This is a genomic window from Streptomyces caelestis, from assembly GCF_014205255.1.
Lineage (GTDB): Bacteria > Actinomycetota > Actinomycetes > Streptomycetales > Streptomycetaceae > Streptomyces > Streptomyces caelestis.
In genome coordinates this window covers 2,276,622-2,297,899 of the sequence record NZ_JACHNE010000001.1, presented here as the reverse complement: position 1 = coordinate 2,297,899, position 21,278 = coordinate 2,276,622, and the positions used below count along the sequence as shown (strand labels likewise).

Below are 21,278 nucleotides of genomic sequence, written 5' to 3'. Positions count from 1 at the left end.
AGCGCGCGGCACAGGCATTTCGGCACGATGGTGACGTCGTGTGCGCGGTGCGCGGGCTGACCAAGACCTATCCGGCGGTACGCGGCCGGCGCGGCGCGCCCGGAACACCCGAGGTCCGGGCCACGGACGACGTCACGCTGGACATCCGGCGCGGCGAGATCTTCGGCCTGCTCGGGCCGAACGGCGCCGGCAAGTCCACCCTCGTACGGCAGCTCACCGGGCTGATGCGGCCCGACCGCGGCAGCGTGGAGATCCTCGGGCACGACATCGTGCGCCACCCGGAGCGGGCCGCGCGGATCCTCGCCTACCTCGGGCAGGAGTCGACCGCCCTCGACGAGCTGACCGTGTCGCTCGCCGCCGAGACCACCGGACGGCTGCGCGGCCTGGACATACGGCGGGCGCGGGCCGAGCGGGACGACGTCCTCGACGAGCTGGGGCTCGCGCCGCTCGCCGGGCGGCCGCTGAAGAAGCTCTCCGGGGGCCAGCGGCGCCTGGCGTGCTTCGCCGCGGCGCTGGTGGGGGAGCGGCCGCTGCTCGTGCTCGACGAGCCGACCACCGGCATGGACCCGGTGGCGCGGCGGGCCGTGTGGTCCGCCGTCGACCGGCGGCGGGCCGAGCGCGGGACGACCGTGCTGCTCGTCACCCACAACGTCATCGAGGCCGAGACCGTGCTGGACCGGGTGGCCGTCCTCGACCGGGGGCGGGTGATCGCCTGCGACACGCCGACCGGGCTCAAGGAGCAGGTCGCCGGCGAGGTGCGGGTCGACCTGGTGTGGCGGGACACGGCACCGCTGCACGTCCCGGAGGTCGCCGCGCTGCGGGACCGGGCGGTGGAGTCGGGCCGCCTGTGGACGCTCCGGCTCGGACCGGAGGAGGCCCGGGCGGTCGTCGCCACCGTCACCGGAGGGGCCGCCTTCGCCGCCCTGGACGACTTCACACTGGCCACGCCGAGCCTGGAGGACGTGTACCTGGCCCTGGGCGGTGCCGTGCAGCAGGGGCTGGTGAAGGCGTGAGGAGCACCGAGGCCTTGAGTGCGGGGGCCTGGAACGTGACGGCCCGGAATGCGGCGGTCTTGAGTACGCAGGCCGCCGTGTACGTACCGAACAGGGCGACTGCCGCAGTGGACCCGACGAAGGGGAGCAGCGCGACGTGAGTGTCGTACCCGCCGATGTCCTGCCGGGCGGTGCCCTGGCCGTGGAGGAGCCCGCCGCGTGCGCGGCCGAGCTCGGACCTCGGGCGCGGCTGTGGCCGTCGCTGGCGGCCGTGTACCGGGCACAGCTGTCCCGGGCGCGGGTCGCGCGGATCCCGCTGCTGTTCGTGGCGACGTTCCAGTCGATCGGGATCATGGTCCTGATGCGCGGGGTCGTGGACGACGGGGCCGAGGCGCAGGCCGTCGTCGCCGGGTCGTCCGTCCTCGTGGTCGCCTTCGTCGCGCTGAACCTCCTCGCGCAGTACTTCGGGCAGCTGCGGGCCAGCGGCGGACTCGACCACTACGCGACCCTGCCGGTGCCGCCGGCGGCGGTCGTGCTGGGCGCGGCGGGCGCGTACGCGTCGTTCACCGTGCCGGGGACCGTCGTGACGGCGGTGTTCGGCTGTGTGCTGTTCGGGCTGCCACTGTCCCATCTGTGGATCCTCGTGGCCGTGATCCCGCTGGCGGGTGCCGCGCTCGCCGGGCTGGGGGCGGCGCTCGGGCTGCTCGCGCCCCGGCCCGAGCTGGCCACGCTGCTCGGGCAGTTGGGCATGTCGGCGGCGCTGCTGCTGGGCGTGCTGCCGGCCGAGCGGATGCCCGAGGCCGTGCGCTTCACGCGGGATCTGCTGCCGTCGACGTACGGGGTGGAGGCCTTCGCGCGGACGTTCGGGCCCCATCCCGACTGGGCCTTCGTGCTCGGAGACCTCGCCGTGTGCGCGTTCGTGGGCGTCGTCTCGCTGGCCGTGGCGACCTGGGCCTACCGCCGGGCGGCCGTCCGGTGAGCGGGGAGGGATCGTCCGGTGACGCGGGGCACAGGCGGGCCTGGCACGATGGCAGGGTGACCGCACCACTGAATCCGCCACCGCCGCCACATGAACGTTCCGCCCAGGATGCGTGGCAGCCGCCGGCCGCCGGGCCCGTGGCGCCAGGGTCTCAGGCCGAGTACGCCGGGCACGGCTGGTACGGGCAGGATGACGGGCCCGGGATGAAGACGGAAGTACGCGAGGCCGGTGTGGTCGCCGTGGCGGTGGCGCTCGGCGGGGTGCTGCTGGGTGTGCTGTGGTGGTGGCTCGCGCCGCACGTGCCGCTGGTCGGCGACGTGGTCGAGGGGAACTGGGTCGTCTACCTCAAGGACACCGAGGGGGAGCAGGCCGTCGGGGTCGACGGCACGTTCACGCTGCTCGGGCTGGCCTTCGGGGTCGTCAGCGCCCTGGTCGTGTTCCTGCTGCGGCGGCGTGGGGGTGTGCCGCTGGTGGTGGGGATGGCCGTCGGGGGGCTGCTCGGGGCGGTGCTGGCCTGGCGGGTCGGGGTGTGGCTCGGGCCTGCGGAGGATGTGGTCGCGCATGCGAGGGAAGTGGGGCGGGGAGTGGCGTTCTCCGCGCCGTTGAAGTTGGGGGCCAAGGGGGCGTTGCTGGCCTGGCCGCTCGCTGCGTTGGTGTTGCATCTCGGGCTGACGGCGTTGTTCGGGCCTCGCGATCCGGAGCCGGAGTTCGGGTACGGGCCTTATGAGGCACCGCCTGCCGCATAGGTGCCCGGCGCTTCGGCTGAGGGCGGGTGGGTGCGCAGCCCGGCGCAGCGGGGTGCCGCTCTCTTTGGGACGGGTGCCGCTCTCTTTGGGACGGGTGCCGCTCTCTTTGGGACGGGTGCCGCCCCAGCGGCACGACTGCCCGCAGCTGCGCGGAACCAGGCAGCTAAGGGCGTCCGATCGGGGCCAGTGCCGCCCCCGTCAGCTTCTGCAAGTCCTCCGGGGACAGCTCCACCTCCAAACCCCTCCGGCCCGCCGAGACGCAGATCGTCGAGTGCGCTGAAGCCGAGGCATCGAGCACCGTCGGGAGCCTCTTTCGCTGGCCCAGCGGCGAGATTCCGCCCCTGACATAGCCCGTCGTGCGCTCCGCCAGCGTGGGGTCGGCCATCGTCGCGCGTTTGCCGCCCACCGCCGCTGCCAGGGCCTTCAGGTCCAGTTGGCCCGCCACCGGGACCACCGCGACCGTCAGAGCACCGTCGATGTCGGCCACCAGGGTCTTGAAGACGCGGTCCGGGGAGACGCCCATCGCCTCGGCCGCCTCCTCGCCGTAGGAGGGGTGGGAGGGGTCGTGGTCGTAGGAGTGGACCGTGAACTCCACGCCCGCCGCCGTGAGGGCGACCGTCGCGGGCGTACCGCCCGGCTGGTGCTGCTTCTTCGACTTCTTCGCCATCGCCGGTCCGCTTCAGTTGAGACTCGTCGGGCCGCGCGTCAGTTCCGACGCCGGCAACGACGGCAGATTACGGATGATGGACGTCTCGGAGCGAAGGAGTTTCAGCTCGTCGCGCAGGCGGGAGGCGGTGTCGGGCGCCTGGAGCAGGCGCTGCTTGGTGGGCGTGTCCAGCATCATCGCCGCGGCCACCAGGTAGGACACCACGCCTGGCTCGTCGGGCAGGTCGGCGCCGGTCGTCAGCGACCGTTCCCGCGCGCCCGCCAGTCGCTTCTGGTACTGGCGGAACGACCGCAGCACTCCCTCGGCCAACGGCGCCGCCTCGTCGCCGGGTTCCTCCGGCAGGGTCTCCAGCTCGGCCGTCAGGAAGGGACCCGACGCCTCCACCGAGACCAGCCGCACCCGGGTCGTGCCGGTCGCCAGCACCTCGAAGGAGCCGTCGGTCCGCTCCCGGATCGTCGCCGCGTCCGCGATACAGCCCACCTTGTGGAACGCCTTGACCGGGTCCGTGCCGAAGCCGGCGGCGGGCCCCCGCTCGGGCAGGGACGTGGGGTCGGGCATGCCGGGCGCGCTCGCGGCCACCTCGTGGCCGTCGCGGATCGCCACGACGGCGAACCGGCGCGGCTCGTCCTCGGGCGTCTTCAGCAGTTCGCGCATCATGGCGCGATACCGCTCCTCGAAGACGTTGAGCGGGAGCACGAGCCCCGGGAACAGCACCGAGTTCAGGGGGAAGAGGGGGAGCCGGACGGTGGTCACGACGCAAAAGCCTAATGGTCGCGGGAGCGGACGCGTCCGCCCCGTTCACTCCGTGGATGCTCGGGCGGCCGGCCGGCCGCTCCGGCCAGGATGTCCTCGCGTACCCGCAGGAAGTGCCCGAGCGGGTCGTCCGAGACCTGGTCCCAGGGGAACGAGGTGGCGTACGGACCGTTCAGGCGCAGCTGTTCCTGGGCGTCCGGCCAGCGCTCCAGGCGCACCAGGACGAAGACGAGCAGGTTCCGCATCCGGGCCGGCCAGGGGTCGGCCGCCGGCAGTCGCGGGGACAGCGCGATCGCCCGGTCGGCGGCCGCGTGCAGCCGTTCGCGGGGCAGCTCGGGCCCGCAGTCGTCGGTGAGGTAGCCGAAGGCGGCCCGCAGCGGGAGCGCCTGGACGAGCGCGTCGGCGGGCGCGTCCTGCGCGGCCCGGTCGGCGAAGTCGAAGCACTCCTGGTGCGATCCGTGCCAGGACGCGGCCAGATAGCGCAGGGCCGACTCGTGACAGCCGTAGTGGTGCGGGGCGCGGCGGACGGCCGCCGCCCACAGTTCCTCGAAGTAGGTGTGTCCGGCCTGGGCGCCGCGCGCGTGGTCCAGCGCGAGCCGCCAGGGCACGGGGTCGCCGTGGTCGGCCCGGGCGGCGGCCGTGATCAGCGGGCTCACCTCGCGCAGCGCCTCGGCCCGGGCCGGTGACTGCCAGGCACGGTCCACCGCCAGCTGGGCCTTGAGCAGCAGCGCGTCCGGGTCCTGCGGGGCGGTGGCGAGCCAGGCGTCCAGCCAGTCGGGGCGCGAGCGGGCGAAGGCGGCCAGCCGGGTGATGTACCGGTCGCGCCGCTCCCACTCGGCCGCGGTCCGGGTGGCGCGGAGCAGCCAGGCAGCCGGTCCGTGGTCGTCGCGGGCGGCCGCGACCAGCGCCGGGCTGAGCCGCGCGTCGGGCGCGTCGAGCAGCACCTCGTCGTCGGTGCGCGGTCCGCCGGCGAGGTGGGAGGCGGTCCTTGTCATCCGGCTCGCGCGGATGAACGGCAGCTGTATTGCCATGGTGCCGACCATTGAAAGTCCGCTGGTCGCAGCGGCGCCAGATCGTTCGGTGAAATCGCGGAAAGTTGTACGCCGAAGAGTCAAGAGAGGGTAAAAGCGTGACCACTCAACAACTGCCTCACAGCGGCAAAACTAGTTGCGCCGCAGCAACCGCGTCGCCCCCGCCGCCACCGTCGTAGCCAGGACCCAGCCCAGCAGGATCATGGCCGCCGCCAGCCACTGCCAGCCACCGCGCAGCTGCCAGAAGCCCACCTGGCCGAGGTCGATGACCGGCAGCAGCAGATCCAGCGTGAACAGCGTGGGGTTCCACTCCGGATGCTCACCGCGCTTCAGCGGCGGGTGCCCGGCCTGTGCGAAGGCGAGCGAGCCCGCCGCCCACAGCACCGCCATCCACACCGCGGCCCGGGCCGGCCGGTACCCGTAGGCGACCGTCCAGTCCTGCGCGTAGCCCCACAGCTTGGCGGCCGGCGGCAGGCTCTCCCGGTGCCTGCGCTGCTTGGCGAGCAGCACCTCGCGGGCGTCCTCGTCCTCCCCGCCGGCCCGCAGCACGGCCGCGAGCCGCTCGTACGGCTCCGGGTTGTACTCGGCGGTCGCCGCCGCCACCCAGTCCAGCCGCTCGGCCAGCGGGAAGGGACCGCGCGGCACGAGGTTCTCGTAGGAGAAGCCGCCCATGTGCAGCCGCCCCGGGCCGGGCCAGGCGTCCGCCCGGTCCATCAGGTTGACGATCTTCGCCCCCGACAGCACCACACGCCCGCGCGCGGGACGCTCGCCGAGGAACCGCAGCTCCGGCGTCTGCACCCGGCGCAGCGACAGCTCCTGGTCGTCGGTGAGGGTGAATCTGGCCCGCTCGAAGTCGACCGCGTCACCGAACCGCCCGTCGTCCAGCCGGATCCCGCCCTCGCACGCGAACCGCTGTATCCGCGTCCCGCGCGCCGGGGTCATCCCGCTCATCGCCTGGGCACCTACACCCGCCGGGGTCAGATACAGGCTGCGCTCGACGGTCAGCTGCGGGGCGTTCAGGGCGAGCCGCTCGTAGGGGTTGGCCAGGCGGGCGCCGCGCAGGCTCAGGGAGACGCCGATGGTGGCGGCGCGCAGGCTCAGCTCGCCGTGCGACTCCAGCAGCTCGGCCTGTAAGTCCTGGCCGACCGTCAGGCCGTCCGCGGCGATCGACCGGCCGCTGCGGTCCCGGTGCACGATCGCCTGGTTGAGCATCAGGTCCGTGCCGATCTGCGCGTCCGTGAGCCGGATGCCGCGGTGGAAGCGGCAGCGCGGCAGATGCAGATCGCCCTCCGTCTGCACCCGGGCCGCCTCCAGTCGCGGCACCGAGCAGTCCACCATCCGTACCGTCGTGAAGCGGGCCTCCGGCAGCAGTACGTCCTGCTCGAACCGGCACTGGCGCATCTCGACGTAGGGCATCACCGTGCCGCCCGCGAGGTCCAGCGAGCCGCTGATCAGTACGCCGGCCAGCTTCAGCGACGACACCCGGCCGGCCAGGGCGGGCGGGCCGTCCAGGAGCAGCCAGCAGACGATCCGGGCCCGCACGGTCCGCTCCTCGCCCCACGGGTGGCCGCCGTGCGGATCGTCCACCACCGGGTCACCGCTGCTCAGGTCGTACACGCTGCCGTTGCGAAAGGCCTGCCACATTCCGGCCTCGGCCGCGGTCAGGTCGTCGGGCAGCTCCCCGGCACGCACGCCGGCCCCCTCGGTCACGTCTCTTCCTTCCTCCCCGGATACTCGCGGGTCAGGTGCCTCGTACACCAGTTCATGCCCGCTGAGTGACTCCCCGAACACGAAACGTGAAGGGGATCTTCCGTGTTCCGGCGACACTCTGTATCAGCCATTGATACGAGCGAACGGCGCGTCATGCGGGTCTGAGAGAATTGAGCACGTGATCTCCCGAATCGATCTGCGTGGCGACGCCCTCCCCGAGGGCCCCGCCCTGCGCGACCTGCTGCCCCGTGCCGAGTTCGACGTACAGGCCGCCCTGGAGAAGGTGCGTCCGATCTGCGAGGACGTGCATCATCGGGGCGACGCGGCGCTGATCGACTTCGCCGAGCGGTTCGACGGGGTCAGGCTCGACCAGGTCCGGGTGCCGGCCGCCGCGCTCACGCGCGCGCTGGAGGAGCTCGACCCGGCCGTGCGCGCGGCCCTGGAGGAATCCATCCGGCGCGCCCGGACCGTCCACCGCGAGCAGCGCCGCAGCACGCACACCACTCAGGTGGTGCCCGGCGGCTCCGTGACCGAGAAGTGGGTTCCGGTCGAGCGCGTCGGGCTGTACGCGCCCGGCGGCCGGTCCGTGTATCCGTCCTCCGTCGTCATGAACGTGGTGCCCGCCCAGGAGGCCGGCGTCGAGTCCATCGCGCTCGCCTCTCCCGCCCAGGCCGACTTCGGCGGCCTGCCGCACCCGACGATCCTCGCCGCCTGCGCACTGCTCGGCGTCGACGAGGTCTACGCCGCCGGCGGTGCCACCGCCGTCGCGATGTTCGCGTACGGCACTCAGTCCTGCCCGCCCGCCAACATGGTCACCGGCCCCGGCAACATCTGGGTCGCCGCCGCCAAACGCTACTTCACGGGCAAGATCGGCATCGACGCCGAGGCCGGCCCCACCGAGATCGCGGTCCTGGCCGACGACACGGCCGACCCGGTGCACGTCGCCTCCGACCTGATCAGCCAGGCCGAGCACGACCCGCTGGCCGCCGCCGTGCTCGTCACGGACTCCGTCGAGCTCGCGGACGCCGTCGAGAAGGAGCTGGAGCCGCAGGTCGCGGCCACCAAGCACGTCGACGACCGGATCGTCCCGGCGCTGTCCGGGAAGCAGTCCGCGATCGTGCTGGTCGACGGCATCGACGAGGGTCTGAGGGTGGTCGACGCCTACGGCGCCGAGCACCTGGAGATCCAGACGGCCGACGCGGCCGCCGTGGCCGACCGCGTCAGGAACGCGGGCGCGATCTTCATCGGCCCCTGGGCCCCGGTCTCCCTCGGCGACTACGCGGCCGGCTCCAACCACGTCCTGCCCACCGGCGGCTGCGCCTGCCACTCCTCGGGCCTGTCCGTCCAGTCGTTCCTGCGCGGCATCCACATCGTCGACTACACGAAGGACGCGCTGGCCGACGTCGCGCACCACGTGGTCACGCTGGCGGAGGCGGAGGACCTGCCCGCGCACGGCGCGGCGATCAAGGCAAGGTTCGGCTGGAAGGTGCCGGAGAGCAAGTGAGCGACGTACGCATCGACGATCTGCCCGTACGGGACGAGCTGCGCGGCAAGTCCCCCTACGGTGCGCCCCAGCTGGACGTCCCCGTACGGCTGAACACCAACGAGAACCCCTACCCGCTGCCCGAGCCGCTGGTCGAGCGCATCACCGAGCGGGTCCGTGAGGCGGCCCGCAACCTCAACCGCTACCCGGACCGGGACGCGGTCGAGCTGCGCACGAAGCTCGCCGAGTACCTGACGGACACGTCCGGCCACGAGGTCGGCGTGGCCAACGTCTGGGCCGCCAACGGCTCCAACGAGGTCATCCAGCAACTGCTGCAGACCTTCGGCGGGCCGGGCCGCACCGCGATCGGCTTCGAGCCGTCGTACTCGATGCACGCGCTGATCTCGCGCGGCACGGGCACGGGCTGGATCTCCGGTCCGCGGGGCGACGACTTCACCATCGACCTCGCGGCCGCCGAGCAGGCCATCGCCGAGCACCGGCCCGACGTCGTCTTCATCACCACCCCCAACAACCCCACGGGCAACGCGGTCCCGCCCGAGACGGTCCTCGCGCTCTACGAGGCCGCGCAGGCGGCGAAACCGTCGATGGTGGTCGTGGACGAGGCGTACATCGAGTTCAGCCACGGCGCCTCGCTGCTGCCGCTGCTCGACGGACGCCCGAACCTGGTGGTCTCCCGCACCATGTCGAAGGCGTTCGGCGCGGCGGGCCTGCGCCTCGGCTACCTCGCCGCGCACCCGGCCGTCGTCGACGCCGTCCAGCTCGTCCGGCTGCCGTACCACCTGTCTGCCGTCACCCAGGCGACCGCCCTGGCCGCCCTGGAGCACACCGGCACGCTGCTCGGCTACGTCGAGCAGCTCAAGGCCGAGCGGGACCGCCTGGTCACCGAGCTGCGCGCGACCGGCTACGAGGTCGTGGACTCCGATGCCAACTTCGTGCAGTTCGGCAGGTTCGAGGACTCGCACACAGCCTGGCAGAAGATCCTCGACCAGGGCGTTCTGGTCCGGGACAACGGCATCCCCGGGTGGCTGCGGGTCTCGGCCGGCACCCCCGAAGAGAACGACGCGTTCCTCGACGCGGTACGTGCACTGAAGAAGGAGCAGAGTTCATGAGCCGCACAGGACGCGTGGAGCGGACGACCAAGGAGACCTCGGTCCTCGTCGAGATCGACCTCGACGGCACCGGCAAGACGGAGATCTCCACCGGCGTCGGCTTCTACGACCACATGCTCGACCAGCTCGGCCGGCACGGTCTGTTCGACCTGACCGTGAAGACCGAGGGCGATCTGCACATCGACTCGCACCACACCATCGAGGACACCGCCCTCGCCCTCGGTGCCGCCTTCAAGCAGGCCCTCGGCGACAAGGTCGGCATCTACCGCTTCGGCAACTGCACGGTCCCGCTGGACGAGTCCCTCGCCCAGGTCACCGTCGATCTGTCCGGCCGCCCGTACCTCGTGCACACCGAGCCCGAGAAGATGGCGCCGATGATCGGCGAGTACGACACCACCATGACGCGGCACATCCTGGAGTCCTTCGTGGCCCAGGCCCAGATCGCGCTGCACGTGCACGTGCCCTACGGGCGCAACGCGCACCACATCGTGGAGTGCCAGTTCAAGGCGCTGGCCCGGGCCCTGCGCTACGCGTCCGAGCGTGACCCGCGTGCGGCCGGCATCCTCCCCTCCACGAAGGGCGCCCTGTGAACGGCATCTCGACCCTGCTGATCGTCGTCGGCCTGTTCCTCGCCGGCGGGATCTACTCCTTCGTCAAGCAGAAGATGCCCAAGGGCCTGATCGTGCTGCTCTCCATCGGCGCCGCGATGTGCCTGGCCGCCGGTGTCGTGAGGCTGGAGGTGTGGAATTGAGCGCCCCGCAGAAGAAGGTCGTCGTCTTCGACTACGGCTTCGGCAACGTCCGCTCCGCCGAGCGCGCCCTCGCGCGCGCGGGAGCCGACGTCGAGATCACGCGTGACTACGACAAGGCCATGAACGCCGACGGGCTGCTCGTGCCGGGCGTCGGCGCCTTCGCCTCCTGCATGAAGGGCCTGCGCGAGGCGCGCGGCGACTGGATCGTCGACCGCAGGCTGTCCGGCGGCCGCCCCGTCATGGGCATCTGCGTCGGCATGCAGATCCTCTTCGCCCGCGGCATCGAGCACGGCGTGGAGAGCGAGGGCCTCGACGAGTGGCCCGGCTCGGTCGAGCCGCTCCAGGCCGAGATCGTGCCCCACATGGGCTGGAACACCGTGGAGGCGGCGCCCGGCTCGCAGCTGTTCACGGGCCTGGACGCGGACGCGCGCTTCTACTTCGTGCACTCCTACGCCGTCCACGACTGGTCGCTCCAGACGCACAACCCGGCGATGGAAGCCCCCAAGGTCACCTGGTCCACGCACGGCAAGCCGTTCGTCGCGGCCGTCGAGAACGGCGCCCTGTGGGCCACGCAGTTCCACCCCGAGAAGTCCGGCGACGCCGGAGCGCAGCTGCTGAACAACTGGATCGGAACCCTTTGATGGCTTCGAAGCTCGAACTCCTCCCCGCCGTCGACGTCCGTGACGGCCAGGCGGTCCGCCTGGTGCACGGCGAGTCCGGTACGGAGACCTCCTACGGCTCGCCCCTGGAGGCCGCCCTCGCCTGGCAGCGGTCCGGTGCCGAGTGGCTGCACCTGGTCGACCTGGACGCCGCGTTCGGCACCGGCGACAACCGCGCGCTGATCGCCGAGGTCACCAAGGCCATGGACATCAAGGTGGAGCTGTCCGGCGGCATCCGCGACGACGACACCCTCGCCGCCGCTCTGGCCACCGGCTGCACCCGCGTGAACCTCGGGACGGCCGCCCTGGAGACCCCCGAGTGGGTCGCCAAGGTCATCGCCGAGCACGGCGACAAGATCGCCGTCGGTCTCGACGTCCGCGGCACGACCCTGCGCGGCCGCGGCTGGACCCGCGACGGCGGCGACCTCTACGAGACGCTGGAGCGCCTCAACAAGGCGGGCTGCGCCCGCTACGTGGTCACCGACATCGCCAAGGACGGCACGCTCCAGGGCCCCAACCTGGAGCTGCTGAAGAACGTCTGCGCGGCGACGGACCGCCCGGTGGTGGCCTCCGGCGGTGTCTCGTCGCTCGACGACCTCCGTGCGATCGCCGAACTCGTCCCGCTCGGCGTAGAGGGCGCGATCGTAGGGAAGGCGCTGTACGCGAAGGCGTTCACCCTGGAAGAGGCATTGGAGACTGTGTCGTCATGAGCGATGCCGTACGGCGCGTGCAGAGCGGAAGTCCCTGGGAAGAGAGTTTCGGTTTCGCGCGCGCCGTGGCGGCGGGCGATCGGGTGCTGGTGGCGGGCACGACGCCCTTCAAGGGCGATGTGCTGTACGGGGAGGGTGACCCGTACGAGCAGGCCAAGGCGGCCTTCACCAGCGCCCTCGAAGCGATCGGCGAGTTCGGGCTCGGCATCGGGTCCGTGGTCCGGACGCGGATGTATCTGGCACACACGCGCGACCTCGACGAGGTGGGCCGGGCCCACAAGGAGCTGTTCGACACCGTGCGCCCGGTCGCGACCTTCCTCGTGGTGGACGGCTTCGTCGACCCGCGCGTCCTGGTGTCGGTGGAACTAGAGGCATTCAGAGGAACGGTGGATTCATGACCCTGGCGGTCCGAGTCATCCCCTGCCTGGACGTGGACAACGGCCGGGTCGTCAAGGGCGTCAACTTCCAGAACCTGCGCGACGCGGGCGACCCCGTCGAGATGGCCAAGGTGTACGACGCCGAGGGCGCCGACGAGCTGACGTTCCTGGACATCACCGCCTCGTCGGGCAACCGCGAGACGACGTACGACGTGGTGCGCCGCACCGCCGAGCAGGTGTTCATCCCGCTCACGGTCGGCGGCGGAGTGCGCACCGCCGAGGACGTGGACAAGCTGCTGCGGGCCGGCGCGGACAAGGTCGGCGTCAACACGGCCGCGATCGCCCGCCCGGAGCTGATCCGGGAGATCGCGGAACGCTTCGGCCGCCAGGTCCTGGTCCTGTCGGTGGACGCCCGCCGCACCGAGTCCGGCTCCTTCGAGGTGACCACCCACGGCGGCCGTCGCGGCACCGGCATCGACGCCGTCGAGTGGGCGCACCAGGCCGCGGAGCTGGGCGCCGGCGAGATCCTGCTCAACTCCATGGACGCGGACGGCACCAAGGACGGCTACGACCTGGAGATGATCGCGGCCGTGCGCGAACACGTGACCGTCCCGGTCATCGCCTCGGGCGGCGCGGGCAAGCTGGCGGACTTCCCGCCGGCCATCGCGGCGGGCGCGGACGCGGTGCTGGCCGCGTCGGTGTTCCACTTCGGTGATCTGCGCATCGGCGAGGTCAAGGAGGCGCTGCGGGAGGCGGGTCACCCGGTGCGGTGACCCGCCTGTCGGGAGCCCCGGTCGCGTCGCGCGGCCGGGGTTTCTCCATACGGCCTCAAAAGGCCCCCTCAGATCCCGAGCTGCTTCGCCTCGTGCAGTTTCGCGATCGCGTTCTCGTCGCCGTCCAGGTCGACCTTGGCCGCGCTCTGGCGGCCGTAGGAGAACAGCACCAGTTCGGAGGGATCGCCGGTCACCGTGACCACCGGGGTGCCGCGCTGGGCGACCGCTGTCTGGCCGTCGGGCCGGCGCAGCACCAGGCCCGTCGGGACGCCGCGCCCCATCAGCCGGGCGGTGCGCTCCAGCCGGGACCACAGCGCGTCCTGGAAGACCGGGTCGAGCTCCCGCGGCGACCAGTCGGGCTGGGCGCGCCGGACGTCCTCCGTGTGGACGTAGAACTCGATGATGTTCGACATCTCGTCGACCGGCTTGAGCGAGAAGGGCGAGAAACGTGGCGGCCCCGTACGGATCAGCTGGATCAGCTCCTCGTACGGCTTGTCGGTGTACTCCGCCATCACCCGGTCCAGGCGCGGCGCGAGCTGCTTGATCAGTATCCCGCCGGCGGCGTCCGGGCGGCGCTCACGCACCACCACGTGCGCGGCGAGGTCCCGGGTCGTCCAGCCCTCGCACAGGGTGGGCGCGTCCGGGCCCGCGGTCTCCAACAGATCGGCGAGGAGAAGCCGTTCACGCTTGGCATGGGTCGACATGAAGTCAGCCTACGGCGGGCCCGGAGGTCCGCACAGTGGACACTCCACCGGGCCTGTCAGTGGCGCGCGGCACAATGGTCGTCATGACCAGCACGTCCTCCCGGCCCAGCCGTCTCGACCCGGAGATCGCCGCGCGCCTCAAGCGCAGCGCCGACGGTCTCCTGCCCGCCATCGCCCAGCAGTACGACACCGGAGAGGTGCTCATGCTCGGCTGGATGGACGACGAGGCGCTGCACCGCACCCTGACCACCGGCCGGTGCACGTACTGGTCCCGCAGCCGCCGGGAGTACTGGGTCAAGGGTGACACCTCCGGCCACTTCCAGTGGGTGAAGTCCGTCGCCCTCGACTGCGACGCCGATACCGTGCTCGTCAAGGTCGACCAGGTCGGCGCCGCCTGCCACACCGGTGCGCGCACCTGCTTCGACACCGACGTGCTGCTCGAGGACGGCGGCTGCGACGACTCCCCGACGGATCAGTAAGGTCAGCCGCCATGGACCTCGAGACGTTCCGCAAGCTCGCCTCCGACCGGCGGGTCATCCCGGTCACCCGCAAGCTCCTCGCCGACGGCGACACCCCGGTCGCGCTCTACCGCAAGCTCGCCGCCGAGCGCCCGGGCACCTTCCTGCTGGAGTCCGCGGAGAACGGCCGCTCGTGGTCCCGTTACTCGTTCGTGGGCGTCCGCAGCGCCGCCACGCTGACCGAGCGCGACGGGCAGGCCCACTGGCTCGGCGCCCCGCCCGTCGGCGTCCCCACGGACGGTGACCCGCTCGCCGCCCTGCGCGCCACCATCGAGGCCCTGCACACCCCCCACCAGGAGGGCATGCCGCCCTTCACCGGCGGCATGGTCGGCTACCTCGGCTACGACATCGTCCGCCGCCTGGAGAAGATCGGCCCCGGCGAGCGCGACGACCTGAAGCTCCCCGAGCTGACCATGCTCCTCACCAGCGACCTCGCCGTGATGGACCACTGGGAGGGCTCGGTCCTGCTGATCGCCAACGCGATCAACCACAACGACCTGGAGACCGGCGTCGACGAGGCCTACGCGGACGCCGTGGCCCGGCTCGACGCCATGCAGGCCGACCTCTCCCGCGCGGTCGCCCAGCCCCCGGCCGCGCTCCCGCCCTCCGAACTGCCCGAGTACTCCGCGCTCTGGGGCGGCCCCGACTTCCAGGAGGCCGTCGAGGACATCAAGGAGCGCATCCGGGCCGGCGAGGCCTTCCAGGTGGTCCCCTCCCAGCGCTTCGAGACGCCGTGCACGGCGAGCGCGCTGGACGTCTACCGGGTCCTGAGGGCCACCAACCCGTCCCCGTACATGTACCTGTTCCGCTTCGACGGGTTCGACGTCGTCGGCTCGTCCCCCGAGGCCCTGGTCAAGGTGGAGGACGGCCGCGCCATGGTCCACCCCATCGCCGGCACCCGCTGGCGCGGCGCCACCCCGCAGGAGGACCAGGCCCTCGCCGACGAACTGCTCGCCGACCCCAAGGAGCGCGCCGAGCACCTCATGCTCGTCGACCTGGGCCGCAACGACCTGGGGCGGGTCTGCGAGCCCGGCTCCGTCGAGGTCGTCGACTTCATGTCCGTCGAGCGGTACTCGCACGTCATGCACATCGTCTCGACGGTGACGGGCCGCGTCGCCCCCGGCCGCACGGCCTTCGACGTCCTCACCTCCTGCTTCCCGGCCGGCACCCTCTCCGGCGCCCCGAAGCCCCGCGCCATGCAGATCATCGACGAACTCGAACCCTCCCGGCGCGGACTGTACGGCGGCTGCGTCGGCTACCTCGACTTCGCGGGCGACTCCGACACCGCCATCGCCATCCGCACGGCCCTCCTGAGGGACGGCACCGCCTACGTCCAGGCGGGCGCGGGCATCGTCGCCGACTCCGACCCGGTCGCCGAGGACACGGAGTGCCGCAACAAGGCGGCGGCGGTCCTCAGGGCCGTACACACGGCGAATCGGCTGGGAAAGGCCTGAGATGAACCCCGGGTGACGGTTCGCCCGGGGTTCAAGCGATAGTGGGGTACGTGACTGCTGCACCTCACCCCCGTTCCGAAGCCGCCGGATCCGCCCGGGCCGGACGCCGGAGCCTCGCCGTCGCGCTGCTGTGCGGCGCGCTCGGCGCGGCCGTGGCGTTGCTCGCCACCCGGCAGCGCTGGGCGGAGGGCACCGCGACGGTGGCCGGCGGCGCCTTCCCCCTGACCGCCAAGGGCAGCGACGTCACGGGCGTTCCCGCGGCGCTCGCCGTGGTGGGCCTCGCCGCGCTCGTCGCCGTCTTCGCCGTCCGCCGGGCCGGCCGCCTCGTCGTGGCCGCGCTGCTGGCGCTCTCCGGCGCGGGCATCGCCGCCGCCGCCCTGCTGGGCGCCTCGGACGGCTCCGCGCTCGACGAGCAGGCCGCCCAGGCCTCCGGCGACACCTCCGCCTCCGTGGACACCCTCAGCCACACCGCCTGGCCGTACGTCGCGGCGGTCGGCGGCGTCCTGCTCCTCCTGGCCGGGCTGCTCGCCCTGCGCTACGGCCGGCTGTGGCCCGCGATGTCCGGCCGCTACGAGCGGGGCGGCACACCCCAGCCGCGCCGCAAGGCCCCCGCCGTCGACCCCGACCGCCCCGAGGACCTGTGGAAGGCACTCGACCGGGGCGAGGACCCGACCGGAGCCTGAGCCACCCGGGGGAGTGGGGTACTCCCAGGCGTACCCCCGCTCACCGCCCACGCGCGCGTGCGGGACAATGGCCACGAGCGTCCTGCTCAGACACGCACACAGCAACGAGGAGCAAGCAATGGCGGGCAGCAGCCACGGTCACACCCCGGCCGCCTGGACCGGTGTCACGATCGCCTTCATCGGTTTCTGCGTCTCGGGCGCCTTCATGGTGATGGACCAGCCGGTGGGCTTCTGGGCCGGCATGGTCGTCGTGCTGCTCGGCGGTGTCGTCGGCGCCGTCATGCGGATGATGGGCCTCGGCCAGCCCAAGGAACTGCACCAGCCGCACCGGATGACGGGCGACCGCGAGCCGGCGCGCGCCGAGGGCTGATCCCCGGCGCACACCGCGTTGTCGCGAGAGGGGCGGCCGGCACTGCCGGGACCGCCCCTCACGCGTGTGCGGGGCACAATGCCTACGTGAACGCCGACAGCCGAAGGGCGACGCACAGCGTCCCGGGCCGCCTCGCCGTCCCCGCCGGGGTGCTCGCGGCCGTCGCCGCCGCCTTCGCCTACGTGGGCGCGGTCGACCCCAACGAACCCGGCCACTACCCCGTCTGCCCGCTGCTGCGCTACACGGGCCTGTACTGCCCCGGCTGCGGCGGACTGCGCAGCGCCCACGCGTTCGTCCACGGCGACCTCCCGGCGGCCCTGCACGCCAACGCGCTCGCCGTCCTCGGCTATCTGGCCTTCGCAGTGCTGTGGACCGTATGGGTGGTCCACGCCGTGCGCGGGCGCCCGCTGCGGATCGACCCCCGACCGGGGCTGGTGTGGAGCCTCGGCGCGTTGCTGCTGGTCTTCACGGTTGTCCGGAACCTGCCCTTCGGCGGCTGGCTCCATCCTTGATCACTGGCGGATGTCCAGGTAGTGGGACCGGCGTCAACCGGATGCGAAGGCTACGCCCCGCTGCGGATACCATCGCAGTGACCATCGGTTTTCGACTGGTCGCTGGAACTGTCAACCGTCTGGAAGGGGGCCGCTCGCGTGAGTGTGCTCGACGAGATCATCGACGGAGTCCGTGCCGACCTCGCGGAGCGGCAGGCGCGCGTCAGCCTCGACGAGCTCAAGGAGCGCGCGGCGAAGGCTCCCGCTGCCAAGGACGGTGCGGCCGCACTGCGCGGCGACGGCGTCAAGGTCATCTGCGAGGTCAAGCGCTCCAGCCCCTCCAAGGGCGCGCTGGCCGCGATCGCCGACCCGGCCGGACTCGCCGCGGACTACGAGGCGGGCGGCGCGGCCGTCATCTCCGTGCTGACGGAACAGCGGCGGTTCGGCGGCTCGCTCGCCGACCTCGAAGCGGTCCGTGCCCGTGTGGACATCCCGGTCCTGCGCAAGGACTTCATCGTCACGTCGTACCAGCTGTGGGAGGCCCGCGCCTACGGCGCCGACGTCATCCTGCTGATCGTCGCCGCTCTCGACCAGCCCGCCCTGGAGTCCCTCATCGAGCGCGCCGAGTCCATCGGGCTCACGCCGCTCGTCGAGGTGCACGACGAGGACGAGGTCGAGCGCGCGGTCGACGCCGGCGCCCGCGTGATCGGCGTCAACGCGCGCAACCTCAAGACCCTCGAGGTCGACCGCGGCACCTTCGAGCGCGTGGCCCCCGAGATCCCCGACCACATCATCAAGATCGCCGAGTCCGGCGTCCGCGGCCCGCACGACCTCATCGCCTACGCCAACGCCGGCGCCGACGCGGTCCTGGTGGGCGAGTCCCTCGTCACCGGCAAGGACCCCAAGACGGCGGTCTCCGACCTGGTGGCGGCAGGCGAACATCCCGCACTCCGGCACGGCCGGAGCTGATCTCCCGCTAGGCTTGCCCCGATGACTCTCACCATGACGACCGTGGACCGGTACGCCCGCCTCGCGCGCGGCTGCCGCCCCCGCGGCTGCCGAGCCCCCGCGCGCCGCGTACACGGCCGCCGGGTTCGCTACGTCATCGGTGACGAGCCGGGCCAGGTGAACGGCATGCGATGGCAGCGCGCCCTCTAGGGGCGCGGGGCAGTTCTGCATATGCGGCTCCGCCGCGCGGGCGCGACCAGCCGAATACGGCCGTAGCCAGCAGCCAAACCCTGCCCCCACGGCGATTAGTGCATTCCACACACACTCACCGTGAAGGTTTCCGCATGCCCAGCCAGTTCTTCATCCCTGACCCCGAGGGCCAAACGCCCAACGCCGAAGGCTACTTCGGCGCATTCGGCGGCAAGTTCATCCCGGAGGCCCTCGTCGCCGCCGTGGACGAGGTGGCCGTCGAGTACGACAAGGCCAAGCACGACCCCGACTTCGCCCGGGAGCTCGACGACCTGCTGGTGAACTACACCGGCCGCCCGTCGGCGCTCACCGAGGTCCCCCGGTTCGCCGCGGAAGCGGGTGGCGCCCGCGTCTTCCTCAAGCGCGAGGACCTCAACCACACCGGCTCCCACAAGATCAACAACGTCCTCGGCCAGGCCCTGCTGACCAAGCGCATGGGCAAGACCCGCGTCATCGCCGAGACGGGCGCCGGCCAGCACGGCGTCGCCACGGCCACGGCCTGCGCGCTCTTCGGCCTCGAGTGCACGATCTACATGGGCGAGATCGACACCCAGCGGCAGGCCCTCAACGTCGCCCGCATGCGCATGCTCGGCGCCGAGGTCATCGCCGTGAAGTCCGGCAGCCGCACGCTGAAGGACGCCATCAACGAGGCGTTCCGCGACTGGGTCGCCAACGTCGACCACACGCACTACCTGTTCGGTACGGTCGCCGGTCCCCACCCCTTCCCGGCCATGGTCCGCGACTTCCACCGGGTCATCGGGGTGGAGGCGCGCCGCCAGCTCCTGGAGCGCGCGGGCCGGCTCCCCGACGCCGCCGTCGCCTGCGTCGGCGGCGGCTCCAACGCCATCGGCCTCTTCCACGCCTTCATCCCGGACGAGTCCGTCCGCCTCATCGGCTGCGAGCCGGCAGGCCACGGCGTCGACACCGGCGAGCACGCGGCGACCCTGACCGCCGGCGAGCCCGGCATCCTGCACGGCTCCCGCAGTTACGTCCTGCAGGACGAGGAGGGCCAGATCACCGAGCCGTACTCGATCTCGGCCGGTCTGGACTACCCGGGCATCGGCCCCGAGCACTCCTACCTCAAGGACTCCGGTCGCGGTGAGTACCGCGCGGTCACGGACGACGCGGCCATGCAGGCCCTGCGCCTGCTGTCCCGCACCGAGGGCATCATCCCGGCCATCGAGAGCGCCCACGCGCTGGCCGGCGCCCTGGAGGTCGGCAGGGAGCTGGGCAAGGACGGGCTGATCGTGGTCAACCTCTCCGGCCGCGGCGACAAGGACATGGACACCGCCGCCCGCTACTTCGGCCTCTACGACACCGACGCCGAAGTCGCCGCCGACGCGGACACCGACACCGCCGAGATCGAGGGGGACGCCAAGTGAGCGGCAACATCCAGCTGTTGAGCGACACCCTCGCCGCGGCGAAGTCCGAGGGCCGGTCCGCCCTCATCGCCTACCTCCCGGCCGGGTTCCCGACCGTGGACGGCGGCATCGAGGCGATCAAGGCCGCCCTGGACGGCGGTGCCGACGTCGTCGAGGTGGGTCTGCCGCACAGCGACCCGGTCCTCGACGGGCCCGTCATCCAGACCGCCGACGACATCGCCCTGCGCGGCGGCGTGAAGATCGCCGACGTGATGCGCACGGTCCGCGAGGCCCACGCCGCCACCGGCAAGCCGGTGCTCGTCATGACGTACTGGAACCCCATCGACCGCTACGGCGTCGAGCGGTTCACCGCCGAGCTCGCCGAGGCGGGCGGCGCCGGGTGCATCCTGCCCGACCTGCCCGTGCAGGAGTCGGCGCTGTGGAGGGAGCACGCCGAGAAGCACGGTCTCGCCACCGTCTTCGTGGTCGCCCCCAGCAGCAAGGACCAGCGGCTCGCGCGGATCACCGCTGCGGGCAGCGGCTTCGTCTACGCCGCCTCCCTCATGGGCGTCACCGGCACCCGCGAGTCGGTCAGCTCGCAGGCCGAGGACCTCGTGGCGCGCACCCGGGCCACCGGTACGGACCTGCCGGTCTGCGTCGGCCTCGGCGTCTCCAACGCCACTCAGGCCGCGGAGGTCGCCCGCTTCGCCGACGGCGTGATCGTCGGCTCCGCCTTCGTCAAGGCCATGCTGGACGCCCCGGACGACGCGGCCGGTGTCGCGGCCGTCCGCACCCTGGCGGCCGGCCTGGCGAAGGGCGTGCGCGGACAGGCGTAAGAAGGCCAGGCGTAAGAAGGCCGGAAGTCATACAGGTCCCTCGTACGGGTGGACCTGGGTCCGGGGAGGCGCGGTGCGCCTCCCCGGTTCGTTTCCGGGGTGTGAGCGAGAAGAACCGTGAGGGAAAGCGCACCGCCCGGGAGAAGCTGGCGGTCGAGCGTGAGAAGCACAGGTCCGCCGAGAAGCGCCGGCGCGCGCTGATCGTGGGCGGGGCCGTCGTCGCCGTCCTGGGACTCGCGGCGGTGATCGGCGTCGTCGCGGCCAACGCCGGCAAGGACGACGACAGCGAGGCCTCGGGCCCGGTCGTGGCCCCCTCGGGAGCACAGGGCAAGGACGGCCTCGCGATCCCGGTCGGGAGGGACAGCGCCAAGTCCACGCTCACGGTGTGGGAGGACTTCCGCTGCCCGGCGTGCAAGTCCTTCGAGACGGCGTACCGGCCGGTGATCCACGAGCTGACGAACGCCGGCCGGCTGAAGGTGGAGTACCACCTGGTCACCCTCATCGACGGCAACATGCGGGGCAGCGGCTCCCGCAACGCGGCCAACGCCGCGGCCTGCTCCCAGGACGCCGGGAAGTTCCCCGAGTACCACGACGTGCTCTTCGACAACCAGCCCCCGGAGGTCGACGACGCCTACGCCAGGAACGACAAGCTGATCGAGCTGGCCGGCAAGGTCGACGGGCTCGACACCCCCGCCTTCCGCAAGTGCGTCGAGGACGGCACGCACAACAGCTGGGTCGCCAAGTCCCACCAGGCGTTCAACAAGGGCGGTTTCCCGGGCACGCCGACCGTGCTGTTCGACGGCAAGAACATCTACCAGGACCGGACGATGACCCCGGCGAAGCTGAAGCAGATGGTGCAGGAGCGGAACAAGGCGTAAAGACTTTTCTCACGCGCCTGTTATG

26 protein-coding genes are annotated in these 21,278 nt (G+C 72.1%); 21 read left to right on the top strand and 5 right to left on the bottom strand.

What is annotated here, in order from left to right; translation table 11 throughout:
• Positions 1 to 38 precede the first annotated feature (38 nt).
• From HDA41_RS10395 to HDA41_RS10385, 3 genes are all read left to right on the top strand, one after another.
• Positions 39 to 1,013, top strand: a complete 975-nt coding sequence (locus HDA41_RS10395) for an ABC transporter ATP-binding protein (RefSeq protein ID WP_184982793.1) — start codon at positions 39 to 41, stop codon at positions 1,011 to 1,013.
• A gap of 136 nt (positions 1,014 to 1,149) precedes the next feature.
• Positions 1,150 to 1,971, top strand: a complete 822-nt coding sequence (locus HDA41_RS10390; RefSeq protein WP_184982791.1) for an ABC transporter permease — start codon at positions 1,150 to 1,152, stop codon at positions 1,969 to 1,971.
• A gap of 56 nt (positions 1,972 to 2,027) precedes the next feature.
• On the top strand, positions 2,028 to 2,717 hold the full coding sequence (locus HDA41_RS10385) for an AAA family ATPase (RefSeq protein WP_184982789.1): 690 nt from the start codon (positions 2,028 to 2,030) through the stop codon (positions 2,715 to 2,717).
• A 163-nt stretch (positions 2,718 to 2,880) separates the two neighbouring features.
• On the opposite strand, the gene ybaK is transcribed toward HDA41_RS10385, so the two are convergent.
• From ybaK to HDA41_RS10365, 4 genes are all read right to left on the bottom strand, one after another.
• Positions 2,881 to 3,384: a Cys-tRNA(Pro) deacylase gene (gene ybaK / locus HDA41_RS10380; protein WP_184982787.1), complete on the bottom strand. Its 504-nt coding sequence runs from the start codon at positions 3,382 to 3,384 to the stop codon at positions 2,881 to 2,883.
• Positions 3,385 to 3,396: 12 nt separating this feature from the next.
• Positions 3,397 to 4,137 carry an LON peptidase substrate-binding domain-containing protein gene (locus HDA41_RS10375; RefSeq protein ID WP_184982785.1) on the bottom strand — a complete coding sequence of 247 codons (741 nt, stop codon included), beginning with the start codon at positions 4,135 to 4,137 and terminating at the stop codon, positions 3,397 to 3,399.
• A gap of 11 nt (positions 4,138 to 4,148) precedes the next feature.
• The gene (locus tag HDA41_RS10370; protein WP_184982783.1) at positions 4,149 to 5,180 is read right to left on the bottom strand and encodes a hypothetical protein; all 1,032 of its coding nucleotides are present in this window, start codon (positions 5,178 to 5,180) and stop codon (positions 4,149 to 4,151) included.
• Positions 5,181 to 5,300: 120 nt separating this feature from the next.
• Complete coding sequence (locus HDA41_RS10365) at positions 5,301 to 6,878, bottom strand: oxidoreductase (protein WP_184982781.1); 1,578 nt, start codon at positions 6,876 to 6,878, stop codon at positions 5,301 to 5,303.
• A gap of 178 nt (positions 6,879 to 7,056) precedes the next feature.
• Between HDA41_RS10365 and hisD the strand changes: the two genes are divergently transcribed.
• The 8 genes from hisD to hisF are packed head-to-tail and all read left to right on the top strand — an operon-like array spanning position 7,057 to position 12,761.
• Positions 7,057 to 8,382 (top strand): histidinol dehydrogenase, encoded by a 1,326-nt coding sequence (hisD, locus tag HDA41_RS10360; protein ID WP_184982779.1) that lies wholly within the window; start codon positions 7,057 to 7,059, stop codon positions 8,380 to 8,382.
• Entirely contained in the window at positions 8,379 to 9,491 is a 1,113-nt protein-coding gene (locus HDA41_RS10355) for a histidinol-phosphate transaminase (RefSeq protein WP_184982777.1), read from the top strand. The genes hisD and HDA41_RS10355 overlap by 4 nt, the downstream gene beginning before the upstream one ends.
• Entirely contained in the window at positions 9,488 to 10,081 is a 594-nt protein-coding gene (hisB, locus tag HDA41_RS10350; RefSeq protein WP_003989586.1) for an imidazoleglycerol-phosphate dehydratase HisB, read from the top strand. The genes HDA41_RS10355 and hisB overlap by 4 nt, the downstream gene beginning before the upstream one ends.
• On the top strand, positions 10,078 to 10,242 hold the full coding sequence (locus HDA41_RS10345) for a CG2302 family histidine operon protein (RefSeq protein WP_184982776.1): 165 nt from the start codon (positions 10,078 to 10,080) through the stop codon (positions 10,240 to 10,242). The genes hisB and HDA41_RS10345 overlap by 4 nt, the downstream gene beginning before the upstream one ends.
• The gene (hisH, locus tag HDA41_RS10340) at positions 10,239 to 10,883 is read left to right on the top strand and encodes an imidazole glycerol phosphate synthase subunit HisH (protein WP_184982773.1); all 645 of its coding nucleotides are present in this window, start codon (positions 10,239 to 10,241) and stop codon (positions 10,881 to 10,883) included. Before HDA41_RS10345 ends, hisH begins: the two co-directional genes overlap by 4 nt.
• Complete coding sequence (gene priA, locus HDA41_RS10335; RefSeq protein WP_184982771.1) at positions 10,883 to 11,611, top strand: bifunctional 1-(5-phosphoribosyl)-5-((5-phosphoribosylamino)methylideneamino)imidazole-4-carboxamide isomerase/phosphoribosylanthranilate isomerase PriA; 729 nt, start codon at positions 10,883 to 10,885, stop codon at positions 11,609 to 11,611. Before hisH ends, priA begins: the two co-directional genes overlap by 1 nt.
• Positions 11,608 to 12,009, top strand: a complete 402-nt coding sequence (locus HDA41_RS10330; RefSeq protein ID WP_184982769.1) for a RidA family protein — start codon at positions 11,608 to 11,610, stop codon at positions 12,007 to 12,009. Before priA ends, HDA41_RS10330 begins: the two co-directional genes overlap by 4 nt.
• Positions 12,006 to 12,761, top strand: a complete 756-nt coding sequence (hisF, locus tag HDA41_RS10325; RefSeq protein ID WP_184982767.1) for an imidazole glycerol phosphate synthase subunit HisF — start codon at positions 12,006 to 12,008, stop codon at positions 12,759 to 12,761. The genes HDA41_RS10330 and hisF overlap by 4 nt, the downstream gene beginning before the upstream one ends.
• A 68-nt stretch (positions 12,762 to 12,829) precedes the next feature.
• On the opposite strand, the gene HDA41_RS10320 is transcribed toward hisF, so the two are convergent.
• Entirely contained in the window at positions 12,830 to 13,465 is a 636-nt protein-coding gene (locus HDA41_RS10320) for a TIGR03085 family metal-binding protein (protein WP_184982765.1), read from the bottom strand.
• Between the two features lie 83 nt (positions 13,466 to 13,548).
• On the opposite strand from HDA41_RS10320, the gene hisI reads away from it, so the two are divergent.
• The 10 genes from hisI to HDA41_RS10270 all read left to right on the top strand — a co-directional run bounded on the left by hisI (position 13,549) and on the right by HDA41_RS10270 (position 21,253).
• A complete protein-coding gene (gene hisI, locus HDA41_RS10315; RefSeq protein ID WP_184982763.1) occupies positions 13,549 to 13,944 on the top strand; it encodes a phosphoribosyl-AMP cyclohydrolase in 396 nt (131 codons plus the stop codon).
• Between the two features lie 11 nt (positions 13,945 to 13,955).
• Entirely contained in the window at positions 13,956 to 15,437 is a 1,482-nt protein-coding gene (locus HDA41_RS10310; RefSeq protein ID WP_184982761.1) for an anthranilate synthase component I, read from the top strand.
• A gap of 41 nt (positions 15,438 to 15,478) precedes the next feature.
• A complete protein-coding gene (locus HDA41_RS10305; protein ID WP_184982759.1) occupies positions 15,479 to 16,120 on the top strand; it encodes a TIGR02234 family membrane protein in 642 nt (213 codons plus the stop codon).
• A 118-nt stretch (positions 16,121 to 16,238) separates the two neighbouring features.
• Entirely contained in the window at positions 16,239 to 16,490 is a 252-nt protein-coding gene (locus HDA41_RS10300) for an HGxxPAAW family protein (RefSeq protein ID WP_184982757.1), read from the top strand.
• Between the two features lie 86 nt (positions 16,491 to 16,576).
• The gene (locus HDA41_RS10295) at positions 16,577 to 17,002 is read left to right on the top strand and encodes a DUF2752 domain-containing protein (protein WP_184982755.1); all 426 of its coding nucleotides are present in this window, start codon (positions 16,577 to 16,579) and stop codon (positions 17,000 to 17,002) included.
• A gap of 138 nt (positions 17,003 to 17,140) precedes the next feature.
• Positions 17,141 to 17,950: an indole-3-glycerol phosphate synthase TrpC gene (gene trpC, locus HDA41_RS10290; RefSeq protein WP_184982753.1), complete on the top strand. Its 810-nt coding sequence runs from the start codon at positions 17,141 to 17,143 to the stop codon at positions 17,948 to 17,950.
• 21 nt (positions 17,951 to 17,971) lie between these two features.
• A complete protein-coding gene (trpM, locus tag HDA41_RS10285; RefSeq protein WP_184982751.1) occupies positions 17,972 to 18,139 on the top strand; it encodes a tryptophan biosynthesis modulator TrpM in 168 nt (55 codons plus the stop codon).
• A gap of 134 nt (positions 18,140 to 18,273) precedes the next feature.
• Entirely contained in the window at positions 18,274 to 19,560 is a 1,287-nt protein-coding gene (trpB, locus tag HDA41_RS10280) for a tryptophan synthase subunit beta (protein ID WP_184982749.1), read from the top strand.
• On the top strand, positions 19,557 to 20,375 hold the full coding sequence (gene trpA, locus HDA41_RS10275; protein ID WP_184982747.1) for a tryptophan synthase subunit alpha: 819 nt from the start codon (positions 19,557 to 19,559) through the stop codon (positions 20,373 to 20,375). Before trpB ends, trpA begins: the two co-directional genes overlap by 4 nt.
• Before the next feature lie 101 nt (positions 20,376 to 20,476).
• Positions 20,477 to 21,253 carry a DsbA family protein gene (locus HDA41_RS10270; protein ID WP_184982745.1) on the top strand — a complete coding sequence of 259 codons (777 nt, stop codon included), beginning with the start codon at positions 20,477 to 20,479 and terminating at the stop codon, positions 21,251 to 21,253.
• Positions 21,254 to 21,278: the final 25 nt, after the last annotated feature.